The following is a 15,669-nucleotide window of genomic DNA, read 5'->3' on the forward strand; positions in this document are numbered from 1 at the left end:
TTAACTTTCGTCTTTTTTGTCGTCAACCAGCGGGCTGGCGTCGTGTTCTGCTTCGATCTCTTCTTTCGCCAGCGGGGCCGGTTCTGCCTCTGGCGTCACGAAAGTCTCGGTTGAGATGGCCATTGGCTGACCGATTTTCGTTACTGAAAGGTCCTGCAACTGCTCAACCAGATTAACTTTGCCAGGTGCGAACAGGTTGATGACGGTTGAACCGAGCTTAAAGCGGCCCATTTCCTGACCTTTCAACAGTGCCACCGACCCTTCGCTTTCGCCTTCCGGCCAGGTCCAGCGTTTGATGACGCCTTCACGCGGTGGGGTAATGGTGCCAGCCCATGCGGTTTCAATACTGCCGACGATGGTCGCACCGACCAGAATCTGCACCATCGGGCCAAATTCGGTATCAAACAGGCAGATTACGCGTTCATTGCGTGCAAACAGGTTCGGAACGTTTTGCGCAGTCAGGATGTTTACAGAGAAGAGATCGCCTGGCACGTACATCATTTCACGCAGGATACCGTTACACGGCATATGTACACGGTGGTAATCGCGTGGAGACAAGTAAGTGGTTACAAACGTACCGTTGCGGAATTTGTCCGCCATCTGGTAGTTGCCAGCCAGCAGGGCTTCAAGGGTATAGCTGTGCCCTTTAGCCTGCAGAAGCTTGTCTTCTTCGATGTTGCCTAACTGGTTAATCACGCCGTCAGCGGGCATGACCAGTACGTTTGGATCGGTGTTAATCGGGCGAACGTCGTCGCGCAGCGGGCGAACAAAGAAGTCGTTAAAGGTGCGATAGCTGGCGGTGTCCGGCTTTTGCGCCTCTTTCATATCGACCTTGTAGTATTTCACGAACAGATCGATAACCAGTTTAGTCAGCCATCCCGCTCGTTTGCTCGCACCCCAACCCGCCAGGCGAGTGAGCCATAGTTTCGGCAGAATGTATTGTAGCGAAAGCTTAAATGAGTTTAACAAGGTAGCCTCCAGGCCATAATTTGTTCCCGATCCGGCATACGGGCCGGATCCTGAAAAAAGGGGGGACGATTCTAGCGATGCTTAGCTTAGTTGTCAGTTGTCTGTATCAGAAAAGTTTTTACGCGTTTTTACCTGCGCCATGCTTTCCAGGATGCGGTGATAATTTTCAAACCGGGTTTCGGCAATGGTCCCTTTTTCTACCGCCTCACGGATAGCGCAGCCTGGATCGGTATCATGCTTGCAGTCGCGGTATTTGCAATGGCCCAGGTAGTCATGGAATTCGACAAAGCCATGCGTGATTTGTTCCGGTTCCAGATGCCACAGCCCGAACTCACGTACGCCAGGGGAGTCGATAACGTCGCCGCCGTGCGGGAAGTGATACAGGCGAGATGCCGTGGTGGTGTGCTGTCCAAGGCCGGAGTTGTCGGAGACATCGTTGGTCAGGATCTCTTCCTGCAGGCCGAGAAGATTATTGAGCAGGCTCGATTTACCCACGCCCGACTGACCAGCAAAAATGCTGATACGATCGGTTAATGCTTCTTCAAGCGGCTTCAGGCCGTCTTTAGTGCGGCTTGATACCATCAACACGCGATAGCCAATGTTGCGATAGATATCCATCTGTTCGTTAACGAAAGCCATGCCTTCGTCATCCAGCAGATCGATTTTATTCAGTACGATAATCGGTTCGACGTGTAGCGTTTCGCAGGCTACCAGATACCGGTCGATAATATTGAGTGACAGCTCGGGTAAGATGGCTGAGACAATAACGATCTGGTTGATGTTGGCGGCGATGGGTTTTACCCCGTCGTAAAAGTCGGGGCGTGTCAGAACCGAGGTACGTTCGTGTACTGCCTCAACGATGCCTTTGACATTCACGCCTTCTGCTGCCGCTTTACCCGGGCGCCAGACGACGCGATCGCCGGTAACCAGCGAGCGAATTGTTCTGCGGATGTTGCAGCGGTGAATCTCACCGTCAGCAGATTCTACGTCGGCATGCATGCCAAAACGGCTGATAACGATGCCTTCAGCGGTTTCGCCAAACAGGTTGTCGTCGTAGTCTGGCTTCTCCGCGGACGTTTTCAGACGACGCTGGTGATTGGCGTTCACACGGCGCTGTTGGCCTTTGGAGAGTTTATTCTTACTCAATCGGACTGGCTCCTGGTCGCCCATGATGGGCAAAACATTTATGATACACACAATTTTAGATCAATGTAGTCACACTGAATGTGACGCTGAAGGGTGGAAAATAGCATGAGTGCCAATGAAAACAACCTGATTTGGATCGATCTGGAAATGACAGGTCTGGATCCCGAGCGCGATCGCATTATTGAGATCGCCACGCTGGTGACCGATGCCAACCTGAATATTCTGGCTGAAGGACCGACAATTGCGGTGCACCAGTCAGACGAACAGTTGGCATTAATGGATGACTGGAACGTACGTACGCATACCGGTAGCGGGCTGGTGGATCGCGTGAAGGCGAGCACCATGGGCGATCGTGAAGCTGAACTGGCCACGCTGGCTTTTTTGAAAGAGTGGGTTCCGGAAGGGAAATCACCCATCTGTGGCAACAGCATCGGTCAGGATCGTCGTTTCCTGTTTAAATACATGCCGGAGCTGGAGGCGTATTTCCATTATCGCTATCTTGACGTTAGTACGCTCAAAGAACTGGCGCGTCGTTGGAAGCCGGAGATCCTGGCTGGCTTCACCAAGCAGGGAACGCATCAGGCGATGGACGACATTCGTGAATCTGTTGCTGAGCTTGCTTACTATCGCGAACATTTTATTAAGCTTTGATTTTGTGGATTGCCGGGTGGCGGCTGCGCCTTACCCGGCCTACGAAAATCGTTCCTGCGAGCTTGCACTAAGTCAGGATTGTCGCTAAATTAAACGACTTGCCGATAAATTCAGCACTTAAACGAAAAAACAAGAAAATCGCTTTTAGGGGGGTTGCAGCTAAACGGATTTCTCGTATAATGCGCCTCCCGTAACGACAGAGAATTACGCGTTACGGCAGCAACAAAAGCAGTACAGATTTGCGGGAATAGCTCAGTTGGTAGAGCACGACCTTGCCAAGGTCGGGGTCGCGAGTTCGAGTCTCGTTTCCCGCTCCAAAATTTGAAAGTGCTTGTTAAGCACAGACCACCAATCGCAGGATTTCGAATTGCGACAAGGCGGCAACTGAATGAGACTCAGGAGCTTACTGAAGTGAGTGACTCAGGCGAATGAAGGCAGCCAACGCAGTAGCGGTTCGAAAGACGAAGATTATGCGGGAATAGCTCAGTTGGTAGAGCACGACCTTGCCAAGGTCGGGGTCGCGAGTTCGAGTCTCGTTTCCCGCTCCAAAATTTGAAAGTGCTTATTAAGCACAGACCACCAATCGCAGAATTTCGAATTGCGACAAGGCGGCAACTGAATGAGACCTCAGGAGCTTACTGAAGTAAGTGACTCAGGCGAATGAAGGCAGCCAACGCAGTAGCGGTTCGAAAGACGAAGATTATGCGGGAATAGCTCAGTTGGTAGAGCACGACCTTGCCAAGGTCGGGGTCGCGAGTTCGAGTCTCGTTTCCCGCTCCAAATTCTTACCTCGATAAAAAATATCCACAACGAATAATCGCGTTGGGGACGTTTTGTTTTGTCATTGACATACTCTTGTAAACAGACTTATCCACAGGTTCGGGTATTATTCCTGGAATGCAAAAAACTTCGATGGGTGAATAGTATCATTTTAACTGCTTGAAATTATTGGTTTAATTATCATTTCAAATTGTTAATGCGATCACTTGACGATTTTTTCCCTCTTGAATATCAATGTGTTTTTATTTTTATACACAAGCTGTGGATGACTTAAGCGTCGCGCGGCAGACCCTTTTCAATGACCCTGACCAAACGTTGTTTCTTCGGTAACTGCACCTCAACTACGCAGGCATTTCGCTTCTCGATTTGCTGAGCAACCGCCCAGTCTATGTGTTCGTCGAGAAGTGTGTACTCACCTCTGCGACTTTCCAGCGCGTGAATAACAGCGTCATCCCAGGGGGCATTACCCAACGCAACGGCGATATTTCGCAGCCAACGCAGGTGGCCAATACGACGAATGGCAGACCCCTCTGTGACTTTTAAAAACCACGCTTCGCTCCAGCTAAACAGCTCTATTAACTCTGGAGCATGAAGCTGCTTGCGCGGGCTGAAGTCATCCTCTGCCGTCAACTGCGAATAGCGATTCCACGGGCAAATAAGCTGGCAATCATCGCAGCCGTAAATTCGATTCCCCATCAAGGGACGAAATTCTTCCGGGATCGCACCTTCCAGTTCGATCGTGAGATAAGAGATACAGCGGCGCGCATCCACCGTGTAGGGTTCAACGATGGCCCCGGTGGGACAGATGGTCATGCAGGCGACGCATTTCCCGCATCCTTCTTCTACTGGTTGGTCGACCGGCAAGGGTAAATCGATCAGTAATTCCCCGAGGAAGAAAAATGATCCGGCTTCACGATTGAGGATAAGTGAGTGCTTACCTGTCCAGCCAAGCCCGGCTTTTTCCGCTAACGGGCGCTCAAGAATGGGCGCAGAATCGACAAAAGGTCTAAAATTCAGCGAAACGCAGTGCTGTTGAATCATCTCCCCCAGCTTTTTTAAGCGGTTACGCAGCAGCTTGTGATAGTCGCGGCCAAGCGCATAACGGCTGACGTAACCCAGCGAAGGGTTTTTCAACGTACTGGCAAAGGCCGCTTTGGCAGGAAGATAGTTCATACGTACGCTGATAACTCGTAGCGTACCGGGCAATAATTCGTGAGGTCGGGCGCGCATCATGCCGTGACGGGCCATCCAGTCCATCTCGCCGTGATAGTGTTTATCCAGCCAGGCCTGCAGTTTGGGTTCCGCTTCGCTGAGGTCGGTATCGGCAATACCGACCTGCTGAAAGCCAAGCTCCAGCCCCCACTGCTTAATATTTTGCGCTAACTGATTGAGATCGAGGGGCTCTGACATGACGGACCATACAATGAAGAAAAACCCCGCAAGTATACCACACTCCATCTGGCACGCCGATGACATCAGGCGGATGGAGCGAGAGGCGGCAGACAGTTTAGGGCTGACGTTGTACGAACTGATGCAACGGGCGGGAGAGGCGGCGTTTCAGGTCACCCGCGAGGCATATCCGAACGCCCGAAACTGGCTGGTGTTGTGTGGTCATGGCAACAACGGCGGAGATGGATACGTAGTGGCAAGGCTTGCCAAAGCGCAGGGTCTTGATGTTACGTTGCTGGCGCAGGAGAGCGATAAACCGCTCCCCGGGGAGGCGCAGCAGGCCCAGGACGCCTGGCTTAACGCCGGTGGCGTCATTCATGCTGTAGATATCAGCTGGCCAGATAGCGTGGACGTCATTATTGATGCGCTGTCAGGCACTGGCTTAAAACATGCGCCGCGAGAGTCCCTTTCGGCAGTGATCGAGCGTGCCAATAGTCATCCTGCTCCTGTTGTGGCGATAGACATTCCATCCGGTCTGCTGGCGCAAACAGGGGCGACGCCGGGAGCGGTCATCAACGCTGCGCACACCGTCACCTTTATTGCGCTCAAGCCAGGTCTGCTAACGGGTAAAGCGCGCGATGTCACCGGATGCCTGCATGTTAACGCACTCGGGCTGGATGACTGGCTGGCGGGGCAGAACGCGCCGCTGCAGCGTTTTGATGCTCAACAGCTTGCGCACTGGCTAACGCCGCGTCGACCCACCTCGCACAAAGGCTCCCACGGTCGGCTGGTGATTATCGGCGGTGACCACGGTACGGCAGGCGCAATACGCATGGCCGGTGAAGCGGCGCTGCGTGCAGGAGCCGGGCTGGTCAAAGTGCTGACCCGCAGTGAAAACATTGCGCCTATTCTGACTGCCAGGCCGGAACTGATGGTTGATGCGCTGACGCCGCAGACTCTGGAAGAGAGCATGGCTTGGGCGGATGTTGTGGTGATAGGGCCTGGGCTTGGTCAGCAGGAGTGGGGTAAAAAAGCGCTGCAAAAGGTCGAGAATTTTCGCAAACCGATGCTCTGGGATGCGGATGCGCTGAACCTGCTGGCAATCAATCCCGATAAACGTCACAATCGCGTGATCACGCCGCATCCGGGTGAAGCCGCGCGACTGCTGGGCTGTTCCATTGCAGAAATTGAAGACGATCGCTTACTTTGTGCACAACGTCTGGTAAAACGGTACGGAGGCGTCGTGGTGCTGAAAGGCGCGGGTACGGTTGTTGCCGCTGAACAGGCTGAGTTGGGTATTATTGATACCGGCAATGCAGGAATGGCCAGCGGCGGAATGGGTGATGTGCTTTCCGGTATTATTGGCGCATTGCTCGGACAGAAGCTTACCCCGTATGATGCAGCATGTGCGGGATGTGTTGCGCACGGTGCGGCGGCGGATGTACTGGCGGCGCGTTTTGGTACGCGCGGTATGCTGGCGACAGATCTCTTTACCACGCTACAGCGTATTGTTAACCCTGATGTGATTGACGTTTATCATGATGAATCGAGTAATTCCACTACCTGATGAGCAGGCGACTTTAGACCTGGGACTGCGGGTAGCTAAAGCCTGTGATGGCGCGACGGTAATTTATTTGTACGGCGACCTGGGAGCGGGTAAAACCACTTTCAGCCGGGGATTCCTGCAAGCGTTAGGTCACAAAGGTAATGTAAAAAGCCCGACTTACACGCTGGTTGAACCCTATTCGCTCGATAACTTGATGGTATATCACTTCGATCTGTACCGACTTGCGGACCCGGAGGAGCTGGAGTTTATGGGGATCCGCGATTATTTTGCCAATGATGCCATCTGCCTGGTGGAATGGCCGCAACAAGGTAAAGGTGTACTGCCAGACCCGGACGTCGAAATACACATTGAATACCAGGCGCAAGGTCGAGAGGCGCGCGTAAGCGCAGTCTCCTCATCGGGTGATTTATTGCTGGCGTGTTTAGCCGATTAACCTTAAGGGTGGCGGGATGATTTATCGCATCAGAAACTGGCTGATGGCAACCCTGGTCCTGCTGTGCGCGCAGGCAGGGGCTGCCAGCCTCTCCGATCTTCAGGTATCTAATGGCGATCAACAGGCGCGGATTACGCTGAGCTTTATTGGCGATCCTGAATACGCCGTTTCGCAGGACGGGAAACGAACCGTCGCGCTGGATATTAAACAAACCGGTGTGATTCAGGGATTACCGCTGCTGTTTAGCGGCAATAATCTGGTGAAATCTATCCGTTCCGGCACGCCAAAGGATGCGCAGTCTCTGCGCCTGGTGGTGGATTTAACCGAGAATGGCAAAGCCGATGCCGTAAAACGCCAGAACGGCGGCAATTATACCGTCGTGTTTACCATCAAGGCTGATGCGCCACCGCCGCCGCCTCCACCGCCAGTGGTTGCGAAGCGTGTTGAGGCGCCGGTTATCGCCACGCGTCCTGCCGAGCCTGCGCGTAACCCGTTTAAAGCGGAAAACGATCGCACTACCGTGGTGACCAACAGTAATACCTCCACACGACCTGCGGCGCGCGCCAGCACAGGTAGCGGCGAAAAAGTGGTTATCGCTATTGATGCCGGTCACGGTGGACAGGATCCTGGCGCTATTGGTCCTGGCGGCACGCGTGAGAAAAACGTCACGATTGCCGTGGCGCGCAAACTGCGCAGTTTGCTCAATGATGATCCGATGTTTAAAGGCGTACTCACCCGTGATGGTGATTACTTTATCTCGGTGATGGGGCGTTCAGACGTCGCGCGTAAACAAAACGCTAATTTCCTGGTCTCTATTCATGCGGATGCCGCGCCAAACCGGGATGCCACAGGCGCTTCCGTCTGGGTATTGTCAAACCGTCGGGCAAACAGTGAGATGGCCGGCTGGCTGGAACAGCACGAGAAGCAATCGGAGCTGTTGGGCGGGGCGGGCGATGTGCTGGCAAACAGCCAGTCCGATCCTTATCTCAGCCAGGCCGTTCTGGATCTGCAGTTCGGTCATTCGCAACGCGTCGGGTATGATGTGGCGACCAGCATGATCGGTCAGTTAGAACGTATTGGCTCGATGCATAAGCGTCGCCCGGAACACGCCAGCCTTGGGGTATTACGTTCGCCTGATATCCCGTCAGTACTGGTCGAAACCGGTTTTATCAGTAACAACAGCGAAGAGCGTCTGTTGGCGAGTGATGACTACCAGCAGCAACTGGCCGAGGCAATTTACAAAGGATTGCGTAACTATTTCCAGGCGCACCCGATGCAAAGCGGGCCGCAGGGCGCACCGGCGCAAACCGCTAGTGCGGTATCACCTGGTAACACGTTAACAAATTAAGGATTAGCCATGCCGATTCAGGTTCTACCGCCACAGTTGGCGAACCAGATTGCCGCAGGCGAGGTGGTAGAACGGCCTGCGTCAGTGGTGAAAGAGCTGGTGGAAAACAGTATCGATGCCGGTGCGACGCGCATTGATATTGATATTGAGCGCGGCGGCGCGAAGCTTATCCGTATTCGTGACAACGGTTGCGGGATTAAAAAAGACGAGCTGGCGCTGGCTCTGGCGCGTCATGCCACCAGTAAAATTTCTTCGCTTGACGATCTTGAGGCTATCGTAAGCCTCGGGTTTCGCGGCGAAGCGCTGGCCAGTATCAGCTCCGTTTCTCGTTTAACCCTGACGTCACGGACGCAAGAACAACCCGAAGCCTGGCAAGCCTATGCCGAAGGGCGCGACATGGATGTGACGGTCAAACCTGCCGCGCATCCGGTGGGAACCACGCTGGAGGTGTTAGATCTGTTCTACAACACCCCGGCACGGCGCAAGTTTATGCGCACCGAGAAAACCGAATTTAATCATATCGATGAGATTATCCGCCGCATCGCGCTGGCGCGTTTTGATGTGACGATTAATTTGTCCCACAACGGCAAAGCGGTGCGCCAGTATCGCGCAGTGGCTGCGGATGGGCAGAAAGAGCGCCGACTGGGCGCGATTTGCGGTACGCCGTTTCTGGAACATGCGCTGGCGATTGAATGGCAGCATGGCGATTTAACGCTGCGCGGCTGGGTGGCCGATCCTAATCATACGACGGCGGCGCTGGCGGAAATCCAGTATTGCTATGTGAATGGTCGAATGATGCGCGACCGCCTGATCAACCATGCTATCCGTCAGGCCTGTGAAGATAAGCTGGGGGCCGATCAGCAGCCCGCTTTTGTGCTGTATCTGGAAATCGACCCACATCAGGTGGATGTTAACGTACATCCCGCCAAACATGAGGTCCGTTTTCATCAATCTCGCCTGGTGCACGATTTTATTTACCAGGGCGTGTTGAGCGTCCTGCAGCAGCAGCTTGAAACGCCGCTGTCGTTGGCTGACGACGACGAGCCCGCCCCAAGGCACATCCCGGAAAACCGCGTTGCTGCCGGACGTAACCATTTTGCCGATCCGGCTCCCGCGCGTGAACCTGCGACACCGCGGTACTCAGCATCCGCTGGCGCTGGAAGCGGCAGCAGTGGTGGGCGTCAGGCGGGGGCCGGTTGGCCTCATGCCCAACCTGGATATCAAAAGCAGCAGGGTGAGATTTATCAGCAACTGCTGCAGACGCCGGTTCCGCCGCGTAAAACGCCGGCCACTGAAACGCCATCGGCACCTCTGAGTGGCAACGGCCAGGGCTTTGGGCGAGTGTTAACGATTGTCGGTACGGACTGCGCGTTGCTTGAGTGCGATGGCCAGATTCGGTTGCTGGCATTACCAGTGGCGGAACGTTGGCTACGTCAGGCGCAGTTAACGCCGGGCGAGGGAGGCGTTTGCGCCCAGCCGTTGCTGATCCCTTTACGTCTAAAAGTGACCGCTGATGAAAAAGCGGCCCTGCAAAAAGGGCAGAGCCAACTGGCTGAATTGGGCATTGAATTTCAACTGGATGCGCAGCATGTGACCATCCGGGCGGTGCCTTTACCCTTACGCCAACAAAATTTACAAATCTTGATTCCTGAACTGATAGGCTACCTGGCGCAGCAGTCCGTATTCGAACCGGGCAATATTGCACAGTGGATTGCACGTAACCTGATTAGCGAGCATCCGCAGTGGAGTATGGCTCAGGCGATTACGCTGTTAGCGGATGTTGAGCGGCTCTGCCCACAACTCGTGAAGGCACCGCCGGGTGGTCTGTTACAATCTGTTGATTTACATTCGGTAATGAATGCCCTGAAACATGAGTGATACCCGTAAGGCGAGCCTGCCAAAGGCGATTTTTTTGATGGGGCCAACGGCCTCCGGTAAAACGGCTCTCGCAATTGAATTGCGTAAAGTTTTGCCCATAGAGTTGATAAGCGTTGATTCCGCCCTTATTTACAAGGGGATGGATATCGGTACAGCCAAGCCTGATGCAGATGAATTACAGGCCGCGCCGCACCGATTGCTGGATATCCGCGATCCGTCGCAAGCGTACTCCGCCGCTGATTTTCGCCGCGATGCGTTAGCCGAGATGGCCGATATCACCGCTGCGGGACGTATCCCGCTGCTGGTGGGCGGCACAATGTTATATTTCAAAGCCTTGCTTGAAGGGCTGTCGCCGTTACCGTCGGCGGACCCGCAAGTCAGGGCCAGAATTGAGCAGCAGGCGGCAGAGCTCGGGTGGGACGCGTTACACCGACAGCTTCAGGAAATCGATCCGGTGGCTGCGGCGCGTATTCATCCAAATGATCCGCAAAGACTTTCCCGGGCACTGGAAGTTTTTTTCATTTCGGGTAAAACTTTAACGGAGCTGACGCAAACGTCAGGAGATGCTTTGCCGTATCAGGTGCATCAGTTTGCAATCGCCCCGGCGAGCCGTGAACTGCTCCATCAGCGAATTGAGCAGCGTTTTCATCAGATGTTGGCTTCAGGTTTTGAAGCAGAAGTCCGGGCGCTTTTTGCCCGTGGAGATTTGCATACGGATTTGCCTTCCATTCGTTGTGTAGGGTATCGCCAGATGTGGTCATACATTGAAGGCGAAATTTCATACGATGAAATGGTTTATAGAGGTGTTTGCGCCACGAGGCAGTTGGCGAAGCGACAGGTAACCTGGTTGCGTGGTTGGGAAGGGGTGCACTGGCTTGACAGTGAAAAGCCTGACCAGGCGCGAAACGAAGTATTACAGGTTGTTGGTGCTATCGCGAACTGAATGTGTACAATTGAAACGTATCGTGCGCAATTTTTCAGAATCGAAAGGTTCAAAGTACAAATAAGCATATAAGGAAAAGAGAGAATGGCTAAGGGGCAATCTTTACAAGATCCGTTCCTGAACGCACTGCGTCGGGAACGTGTTCCAGTTTCTATTTATTTGGTGAATGGTATTAAGCTGCAAGGTCAAATCGAGTCTTTTGATCAGTTCGTGATCCTGTTGAAAAACACGGTCAGCCAGATGGTTTATAAGCACGCGATTTCTACTGTTGTCCCGTCTCGCCCGGTTTCTCATCACAGCAATAATGCCACCGGCGGCACTGGCAGCAACTACCATCACGGTAGCAACGCGCAAGGTTCATCTGCGCAACAGGACAGCGAAGAAACCGAATAAGGTTGTTAGCTGTTTTACCCACGGGGAGCCAGCGATCCTGCGTTCCCCGTTGATATATATTAAGGGGTTGACGCTTGTTTGACCGTTATGATGCCGGTGAGCAGGCGGTACTGGTACACATCTATTTTTCGCAAGACAAAGATATGGAAGACCTCCAGGAGTTTGAATCTCTGGTTTCTTCCGCCGGTGTCGAAGCAATGCAGGTGATTACCGGGAGCCGTAAAGCACCGCACCCGAAGTATTTTGTTGGTGAAGGTAAGGCAATCGAAATTGCCGAAGCCGTAAAAGCGACTGGCGCTGCGGTGGTGATTTTTGATCATGCTCTAAGCCCCGCCCAGGAACGTAACCTGGAACAATTATGCCAGTGTCTTGTTATCGACAGGACCGGTCTTATTTTAGATATTTTTGCCCAGCGTGCGCGCACCCATGAGGGTAAATTGCAGGTTGAGCTGGCGCAGTTGCGCCATATGGCTACGCGTCTGGTCCGTGGCTGGACCCACCTTGAAAGGCAAAAGGGCGGGATTGGTTTGCGCGGTCCGGGTGAAACCCAGCTCGAAACCGACCGTCGTTTGCTGCGTAATCGCATTTTGCAAATACAGTCGCGCCTGGAAAAAGTTGAAAAGCAACGTGAGCAGGGGCGGCAGTCGCGCAAGAAAGCGGATGTCCCAACCGTATCATTGGTGGGATATACCAACGCCGGAAAATCCACCCTGTTCAACCAGATCACCGAAGCCCGGGTTTACGCAGCGGACCAGCTGTTTGCGACCCTGGATCCAACGCTGCGCCGCATAGACGTAGCGGACGTTGGTGAAACCGTGCTGGCGGATACCGTAGGGTTTATCCGCCATTTGCCGCACGACCTGGTGGCGGCATTTAAAGCCACCCTGCAGGAAACACGTCAGGCGACATTGCTGCTGCACGTTATTGATGCTGCAGATTTTCGTGTGCAGGAAAACATCGAGGCCGTCGACACGGTGCTCGAAGAGATCGATGCACACGAGATCCCGACCCTGCTGGTGATGAATAAAATCGATATGCTGGATGATTTTGAACCGCGTATTGACAGAGATGAAGAGAATAAACCCATTCGCGTTTGGGTTTCAGCGCAAACGGGTATTGGCATACCACAGCTTTTTCAGGCTTTGACAGAGCGTCTTTCCGGTGAGGTTGCGCAGCATACGTTGCGTTTGCCGCCGCAGGAAGGGCGTCTGAGAAGCCGGTTTTACCAACTTCAGGCAATAGAAAAAGAGTGGATGGAGGAAGACGGTAGCGTAGGTCTGCAAGTACGTATGCCGATCGTAGACTGGCGTCGCCTCTGTAAACAAGAACCGGCACTGGAAGACTATGTTGTCTGACCTGACGGATATGGCCTGAAGATTTTTTCGCCTCTATTCCTTGTGGTTTTGTGCGGCAGGAAGGCGGCAAGTTCTGAAATATCCCGAAGCATAATCAACTATGTGACGGGAGTGAGGAACATAGCCAACGCATCTGCAGCGCAAAAGACGCAGGTATAGCATCGCATAACAAATATGGAGCACAAACATGGCGTGGAATCAGCCCGGTAATAACGGACAAGACCGCGACCCGTGGGGAAGCAGCAAACCTGGCGGCAACCCTGAGGGAAATGGAAACAAAGGCGGTCGCGATCAGGGACCTCCCGATCTGGATGATATTTTCCGTAAACTGAGTAAAAAACTCGGTGGTCTGGGTGGCGGTAAAGGTACGGGTTCCGGCGGCGGTAGTTCATCGCAAGGTCCGCGTCCGCAACTGGGTGGTCGAGTCTTTACTATCGCAGCGGCAGCTATTGTCATTATCTGGGCGGCCAGCGGTTTCTACACCATTAAAGAAGCGGAACGCGGCGTGGTGACACGCTTCGGTAAATTCAGCCATTTGGTTGAACCGGGTCTGAACTGGAAACCGACCTTTATCGACGAAGTGACTCCGGTCAACGTGGAAGCCGTGCGTGAACTTGCCGCATCCGGCGTCATGTTGACCTCTGACGAAAACGTCGTGCGTGTTGAAATGAACGTGCAGTACCGCGTGACCGATCCGCAGCGTTACCTGTTTAGCGTAACCAGCGCGGATGACAGTCTGCGTCAGGCTACCGACAGCGCCCTGCGCGGGGTTATCGGTAAATACACCATGGACCGTATCCTGACCGAAGGGCGTACCGTTATTCGTAGCGATACCCAGCGTGAACTGGAAGAAACGATCCGCCCGTACAACATGGGGATCACTCTGCTGGACGTCAACTTCCAGGCAGCACGTCCGCCGGAAGAAGTAAAAGCCGCGTTTGACGATGCCATTGCCGCACGTGAAAACGAGCAGCAGTACATCCGTGAAGCAGAAGCGTACACCAACGAAGTTCAGCCGCGTGCTAACGGTCAGGCGCAGCGTATTCTGGAAGAAGCGCGCGCTTACAAAACGCAAACCATCCTGGAAGCTCAGGGTGAAGTGGCTCGCTTCGCAAAAATTCTGCCGGAATATAAAGCCGCACCGCAAATTACTCGCGAGCGTCTGTATATCGAAACCATGGAAAAAGTGCTGAGCAATACCCGCAAAGTCCTGGTTAACGATAAGGGTAGCAATCTGATGGTTCTGCCGCTGGATCAAATGCTGAAAGGCGGTAGTGCGCCAGCAGCCAAGAGCGACAGCAGTTCAAACCTGCTGCGTTTGCCGCCAGCAACGACTTCCGGCTCTGGAGCAAGCAACACTTCGTCCACCAGTCAGGGCGATATTATGGACCAACGCCGCGCGAACGCGCAGCGTAACGACTACCAGCGTCAGGGGGAATAACGATGCGTAAGTCAGTTATTGCGATTATCATCATCGTTCTGGTAGTTCTGTTCATGTCCGTCTTTGTGGTCAAAGAAGGCGAGCGTGGGATTACTCTGCGCTTTGGTAAAGTTCTGCGTGACGATGAAAACAAGCCGCTGGTCGTTGCACCAGGCCTGCACTTCAAGATTCCGTTTATTGAATCTGTGAAGATGCTGGATGCGCGTATTCAGACCATGGACAACCAGGCCGATCGCTTTGTTACCAAAGAGAAGAAAGATCTGATCGTTGACTCCTACATTAAGTGGCGCATCAGTGACTTTAGCCGTTACTACCTGGCAACGGGCGGTGGCGATGTTTCTCAGGCTGAAGTCCTGCTGAAACGTAAGTTCTCTGACCGTCTGCGTTCTGAAATTGGTCGTCTGGACGTCAAAGACATCGTTACCGACTCCCGCGGTCGTCTGACCCTGGAAGTGCGTGACGCGCTGAACTCCGGTTCTGCGGGCACGGAAGATGAAGTCGCGACGCCGGCGGCAGATAGCGCGATTGCCGAAGCGGCTGAGCGTGTTCAGGCTGAAACGAACGGTAAAGTACCGGTCATCAACCCGAACAGTATGGCGGCATTGGGCATCGAAGTGGTTGACGTGCGTATTAAGCAAATCAACCTGCCTGCTGAAGTATCTGAGGCTATCTACAACCGTATGCGCGCTGAGCGTGAAGCGGTAGCGCGTCGCCATCGTTCACAAGGTCAGGAAGAAGCGGAAAAACTGCGTGCAACGGCGGACTATGAAGTGACTAAAACGCTGGCAGAATCTGAGCGTCAAGGCCGCATCATGCGCGGTGAAGGCGATGCGGAAGCGGCTAAACTGTTTGCCGATGCGTTCAGTCAGGATCCTGACTTCTACGCCTTCATCCGTAGCCTGCGTGCTTACGAGAAGAGCTTCGAAGGCAACCAGGACGTGATGGTCATGAGCCCGGACAGCGATTTCTTCCGCTACATGAAGACACCGAATACCGCAACACGCTAAGAGCAGTCCAGCGGTTTTAAAGCAGCAAAACCACCGGCATCTCCAGGGATGCGGTGGTTTTCTTTTTATTTAAGGGCGATGGATGAATTCAACAATTTTGCTGGCGCTTGCGCTGGTTTTGGTCCTTGAAGGCCTGGGTCCGATGCTTTACCCCAATGCGTGGAAGAAAATGATCTCCGCGATGGCCCAGCTTCCAGAAAATACTTTGCGTCGTTTTGGTGGAGGTCTTGTGGTTGCGGGCGTTGTGGTCTACTACATGTTGAGGAAAACGATTGGCTGATCAATAAGTAGCCTATTTTGCGGATTTTCGCATGCAAAAAGTGCTGTATATCTGAAAAAGCGGTGGTAGAATCCATTTTTAAGCAAACG

The 15,669-nt window shown here is 53.5% G+C and carries 14 protein-coding genes and 3 tRNA genes; 14 read left to right on the forward strand and 3 right to left on the reverse strand.

The window, feature by feature from the left end; translation table 11 throughout:
* Both asd and rsgA read right to left on the reverse strand, forming a co-directional pair.
* Nucleotides 1-969 carry an archaetidylserine decarboxylase gene (asd, locus tag LA337_01540; GenBank protein UBI16413.1) on the reverse strand — a complete coding sequence of 323 codons (969 nt, stop codon included), beginning with the start codon at nt 967-969 and terminating at the stop codon, nt 1-3.
* Between the two features lie 93 nt (nt 970-1,062).
* Nucleotides 1,063-2,115: a small ribosomal subunit biogenesis GTPase RsgA gene (rsgA, locus tag LA337_01545; GenBank protein ID UBI16414.1), complete on the reverse strand. Its 1,053-nt coding sequence runs from the start codon at nt 2,113-2,115 to the stop codon at nt 1,063-1,065.
* 105 nt (nt 2,116-2,220) lie between these two features.
* Here rsgA and orn point away from each other — a divergent pair, with 105 nt between their 5' ends.
* From orn to LA337_01565, 4 genes are all read left to right on the forward strand, one after another.
* Nucleotides 2,221-2,766 carry an oligoribonuclease gene (gene orn, locus LA337_01550; GenBank protein ID UBI16415.1) on the forward strand — a complete coding sequence of 182 codons (546 nt, stop codon included), beginning with the start codon at nt 2,221-2,223 and terminating at the stop codon, nt 2,764-2,766.
* A gap of 241 nt (nt 2,767-3,007) precedes the next feature.
* A tRNA-Gly gene (locus tag LA337_01555) sits at nt 3,008-3,083 on the forward strand.
* 155 nt (nt 3,084-3,238) lie between these two features.
* A tRNA-Gly gene (locus LA337_01560) sits at nt 3,239-3,314 on the forward strand.
* Nucleotides 3,315-3,470: 156 nt separating this feature from the next.
* Nucleotides 3,471-3,546, forward strand: a tRNA-Gly gene (locus LA337_01565).
* 270 nt (nt 3,547-3,816) lie between these two features.
* On the opposite strand, the gene queG is transcribed toward LA337_01565, so the two are convergent.
* Complete coding sequence (gene queG, locus LA337_01570; protein ID UBI16416.1) at nt 3,817-4,956, reverse strand: tRNA epoxyqueuosine(34) reductase QueG; 1,140 nt, start codon at nt 4,954-4,956, stop codon at nt 3,817-3,819.
* On the opposite strand from queG, the gene nnr reads away from it, so the two are divergent.
* The 10 genes from nnr to LA337_01620 all read left to right on the forward strand — a co-directional run bounded on the left by nnr (nt 4,955) and on the right by LA337_01620 (nt 15,580).
* A complete protein-coding gene (gene nnr / locus LA337_01575) occupies nt 4,955-6,502 on the forward strand; it encodes a bifunctional ADP-dependent NAD(P)H-hydrate dehydratase/NAD(P)H-hydrate epimerase (GenBank protein UBI16417.1) in 1,548 nt (515 codons plus the stop codon). The genes queG and nnr overlap by 2 nt on opposite strands.
* Nucleotides 6,474-6,935 carry a tRNA (adenosine(37)-N6)-threonylcarbamoyltransferase complex ATPase subunit type 1 TsaE gene (tsaE, locus tag LA337_01580; protein UBI16418.1) on the forward strand — a complete coding sequence of 154 codons (462 nt, stop codon included), beginning with the start codon at nt 6,474-6,476 and terminating at the stop codon, nt 6,933-6,935. The genes nnr and tsaE overlap by 29 nt, the downstream gene beginning before the upstream one ends.
* Nucleotides 6,936-6,951: 16 nt before the next feature.
* Nucleotides 6,952-8,283 carry an N-acetylmuramoyl-L-alanine amidase AmiB gene (gene amiB, locus LA337_01585; protein UBI16419.1) on the forward strand — a complete coding sequence of 444 codons (1,332 nt, stop codon included), beginning with the start codon at nt 6,952-6,954 and terminating at the stop codon, nt 8,281-8,283.
* Nucleotides 8,284-8,292: 9 nt separating this feature from the next.
* Nucleotides 8,293-10,161, forward strand: coding sequence for a DNA mismatch repair endonuclease MutL (gene mutL, locus LA337_01590; GenBank protein UBI16420.1), 1,869 nt, complete (start codon nt 8,293-8,295; stop codon nt 10,159-10,161).
* The gene (gene miaA, locus LA337_01595; protein UBI16421.1) at nt 10,154-11,104 is read left to right on the forward strand and encodes a tRNA (adenosine(37)-N6)-dimethylallyltransferase MiaA; all 951 of its coding nucleotides are present in this window, start codon (nt 10,154-10,156) and stop codon (nt 11,102-11,104) included. Before mutL ends, miaA begins: the two co-directional genes overlap by 8 nt.
* A gap of 84 nt (nt 11,105-11,188) precedes the next feature.
* Nucleotides 11,189-11,497, forward strand: a complete 309-nt coding sequence (hfq, locus tag LA337_01600) for an RNA chaperone Hfq (protein UBI16422.1) — start codon at nt 11,189-11,191, stop codon at nt 11,495-11,497.
* Between the two features lie 74 nt (nt 11,498-11,571).
* Nucleotides 11,572-12,852 (forward strand): GTPase HflX, encoded by a 1,281-nt coding sequence (hflX, locus tag LA337_01605; protein UBI16423.1) that lies wholly within the window; start codon nt 11,572-11,574, stop codon nt 12,850-12,852.
* Nucleotides 12,853-13,039: 187 nt separating this feature from the next.
* Nucleotides 13,040-14,293, forward strand: coding sequence for an FtsH protease activity modulator HflK (gene hflK / locus LA337_01610; protein UBI16424.1), 1,254 nt, complete (start codon nt 13,040-13,042; stop codon nt 14,291-14,293).
* Nucleotides 14,294-14,295: 2 nt separating this feature from the next.
* Nucleotides 14,296-15,300 (forward strand): protease modulator HflC, encoded by a 1,005-nt coding sequence (hflC, locus tag LA337_01615; protein UBI16425.1) that lies wholly within the window; start codon nt 14,296-14,298, stop codon nt 15,298-15,300.
* Nucleotides 15,301-15,382: 82 nt separating this feature from the next.
* Nucleotides 15,383-15,580, forward strand: coding sequence for a DUF2065 family protein (locus tag LA337_01620; protein UBI16426.1), 198 nt, complete (start codon nt 15,383-15,385; stop codon nt 15,578-15,580).
* Nucleotides 15,581-15,669: the final 89 nt, after the last annotated feature.

This window comes from Citrobacter europaeus (genome assembly GCA_020099315.1).
GTDB lineage: Bacteria > Pseudomonadota > Gammaproteobacteria > Enterobacterales > Enterobacteriaceae > Citrobacter > Citrobacter europaeus.

Excerpts from the sequence above, each read along its gene's own strand:
- hfq (UBI16422.1), top strand. The coding sequence starts at position 11,189 with ATGGCTAAGGGGCAATCTTTACAAGATCCGTTCCTGAACGCACTGCGT.
- tsaE (UBI16418.1), top strand. The coding sequence starts at position 6,474 with ATGATGAATCGAGTAATTCCACTACCTGATGAGCAGGCGACTTTAGAC.
- mutL (UBI16420.1), top strand. The coding sequence starts at position 8,293 with ATGCCGATTCAGGTTCTACCGCCACAGTTGGCGAACCAGATTGCCGCA.
- amiB (UBI16419.1), top strand. The coding sequence starts at position 6,952 with ATGATTTATCGCATCAGAAACTGGCTGATGGCAACCCTGGTCCTGCTG.
- orn (UBI16415.1), top strand. The coding sequence starts at position 2,221 with ATGAGTGCCAATGAAAACAACCTGATTTGGATCGATCTGGAAATGACA.
- LA337_01620 (UBI16426.1), top strand. The coding sequence starts at position 15,383 with ATGAATTCAACAATTTTGCTGGCGCTTGCGCTGGTTTTGGTCCTTGAA.
- queG (UBI16416.1), bottom strand. The coding sequence starts at position 4,956 with ATGTCAGAGCCCCTCGATCTCAATCAGTTAGCGCAAAATATTAAGCAG.
- hflK (UBI16424.1), top strand. The coding sequence starts at position 13,040 with ATGGCGTGGAATCAGCCCGGTAATAACGGACAAGACCGCGACCCGTGG.
- miaA (UBI16421.1), top strand. The coding sequence starts at position 10,154 with ATGAGTGATACCCGTAAGGCGAGCCTGCCAAAGGCGATTTTTTTGATG.
- hflC (UBI16425.1), top strand. The coding sequence starts at position 14,296 with ATGCGTAAGTCAGTTATTGCGATTATCATCATCGTTCTGGTAGTTCTG.
- nnr (UBI16417.1), top strand. The coding sequence starts at position 4,955 with ATGACGGACCATACAATGAAGAAAAACCCCGCAAGTATACCACACTCC.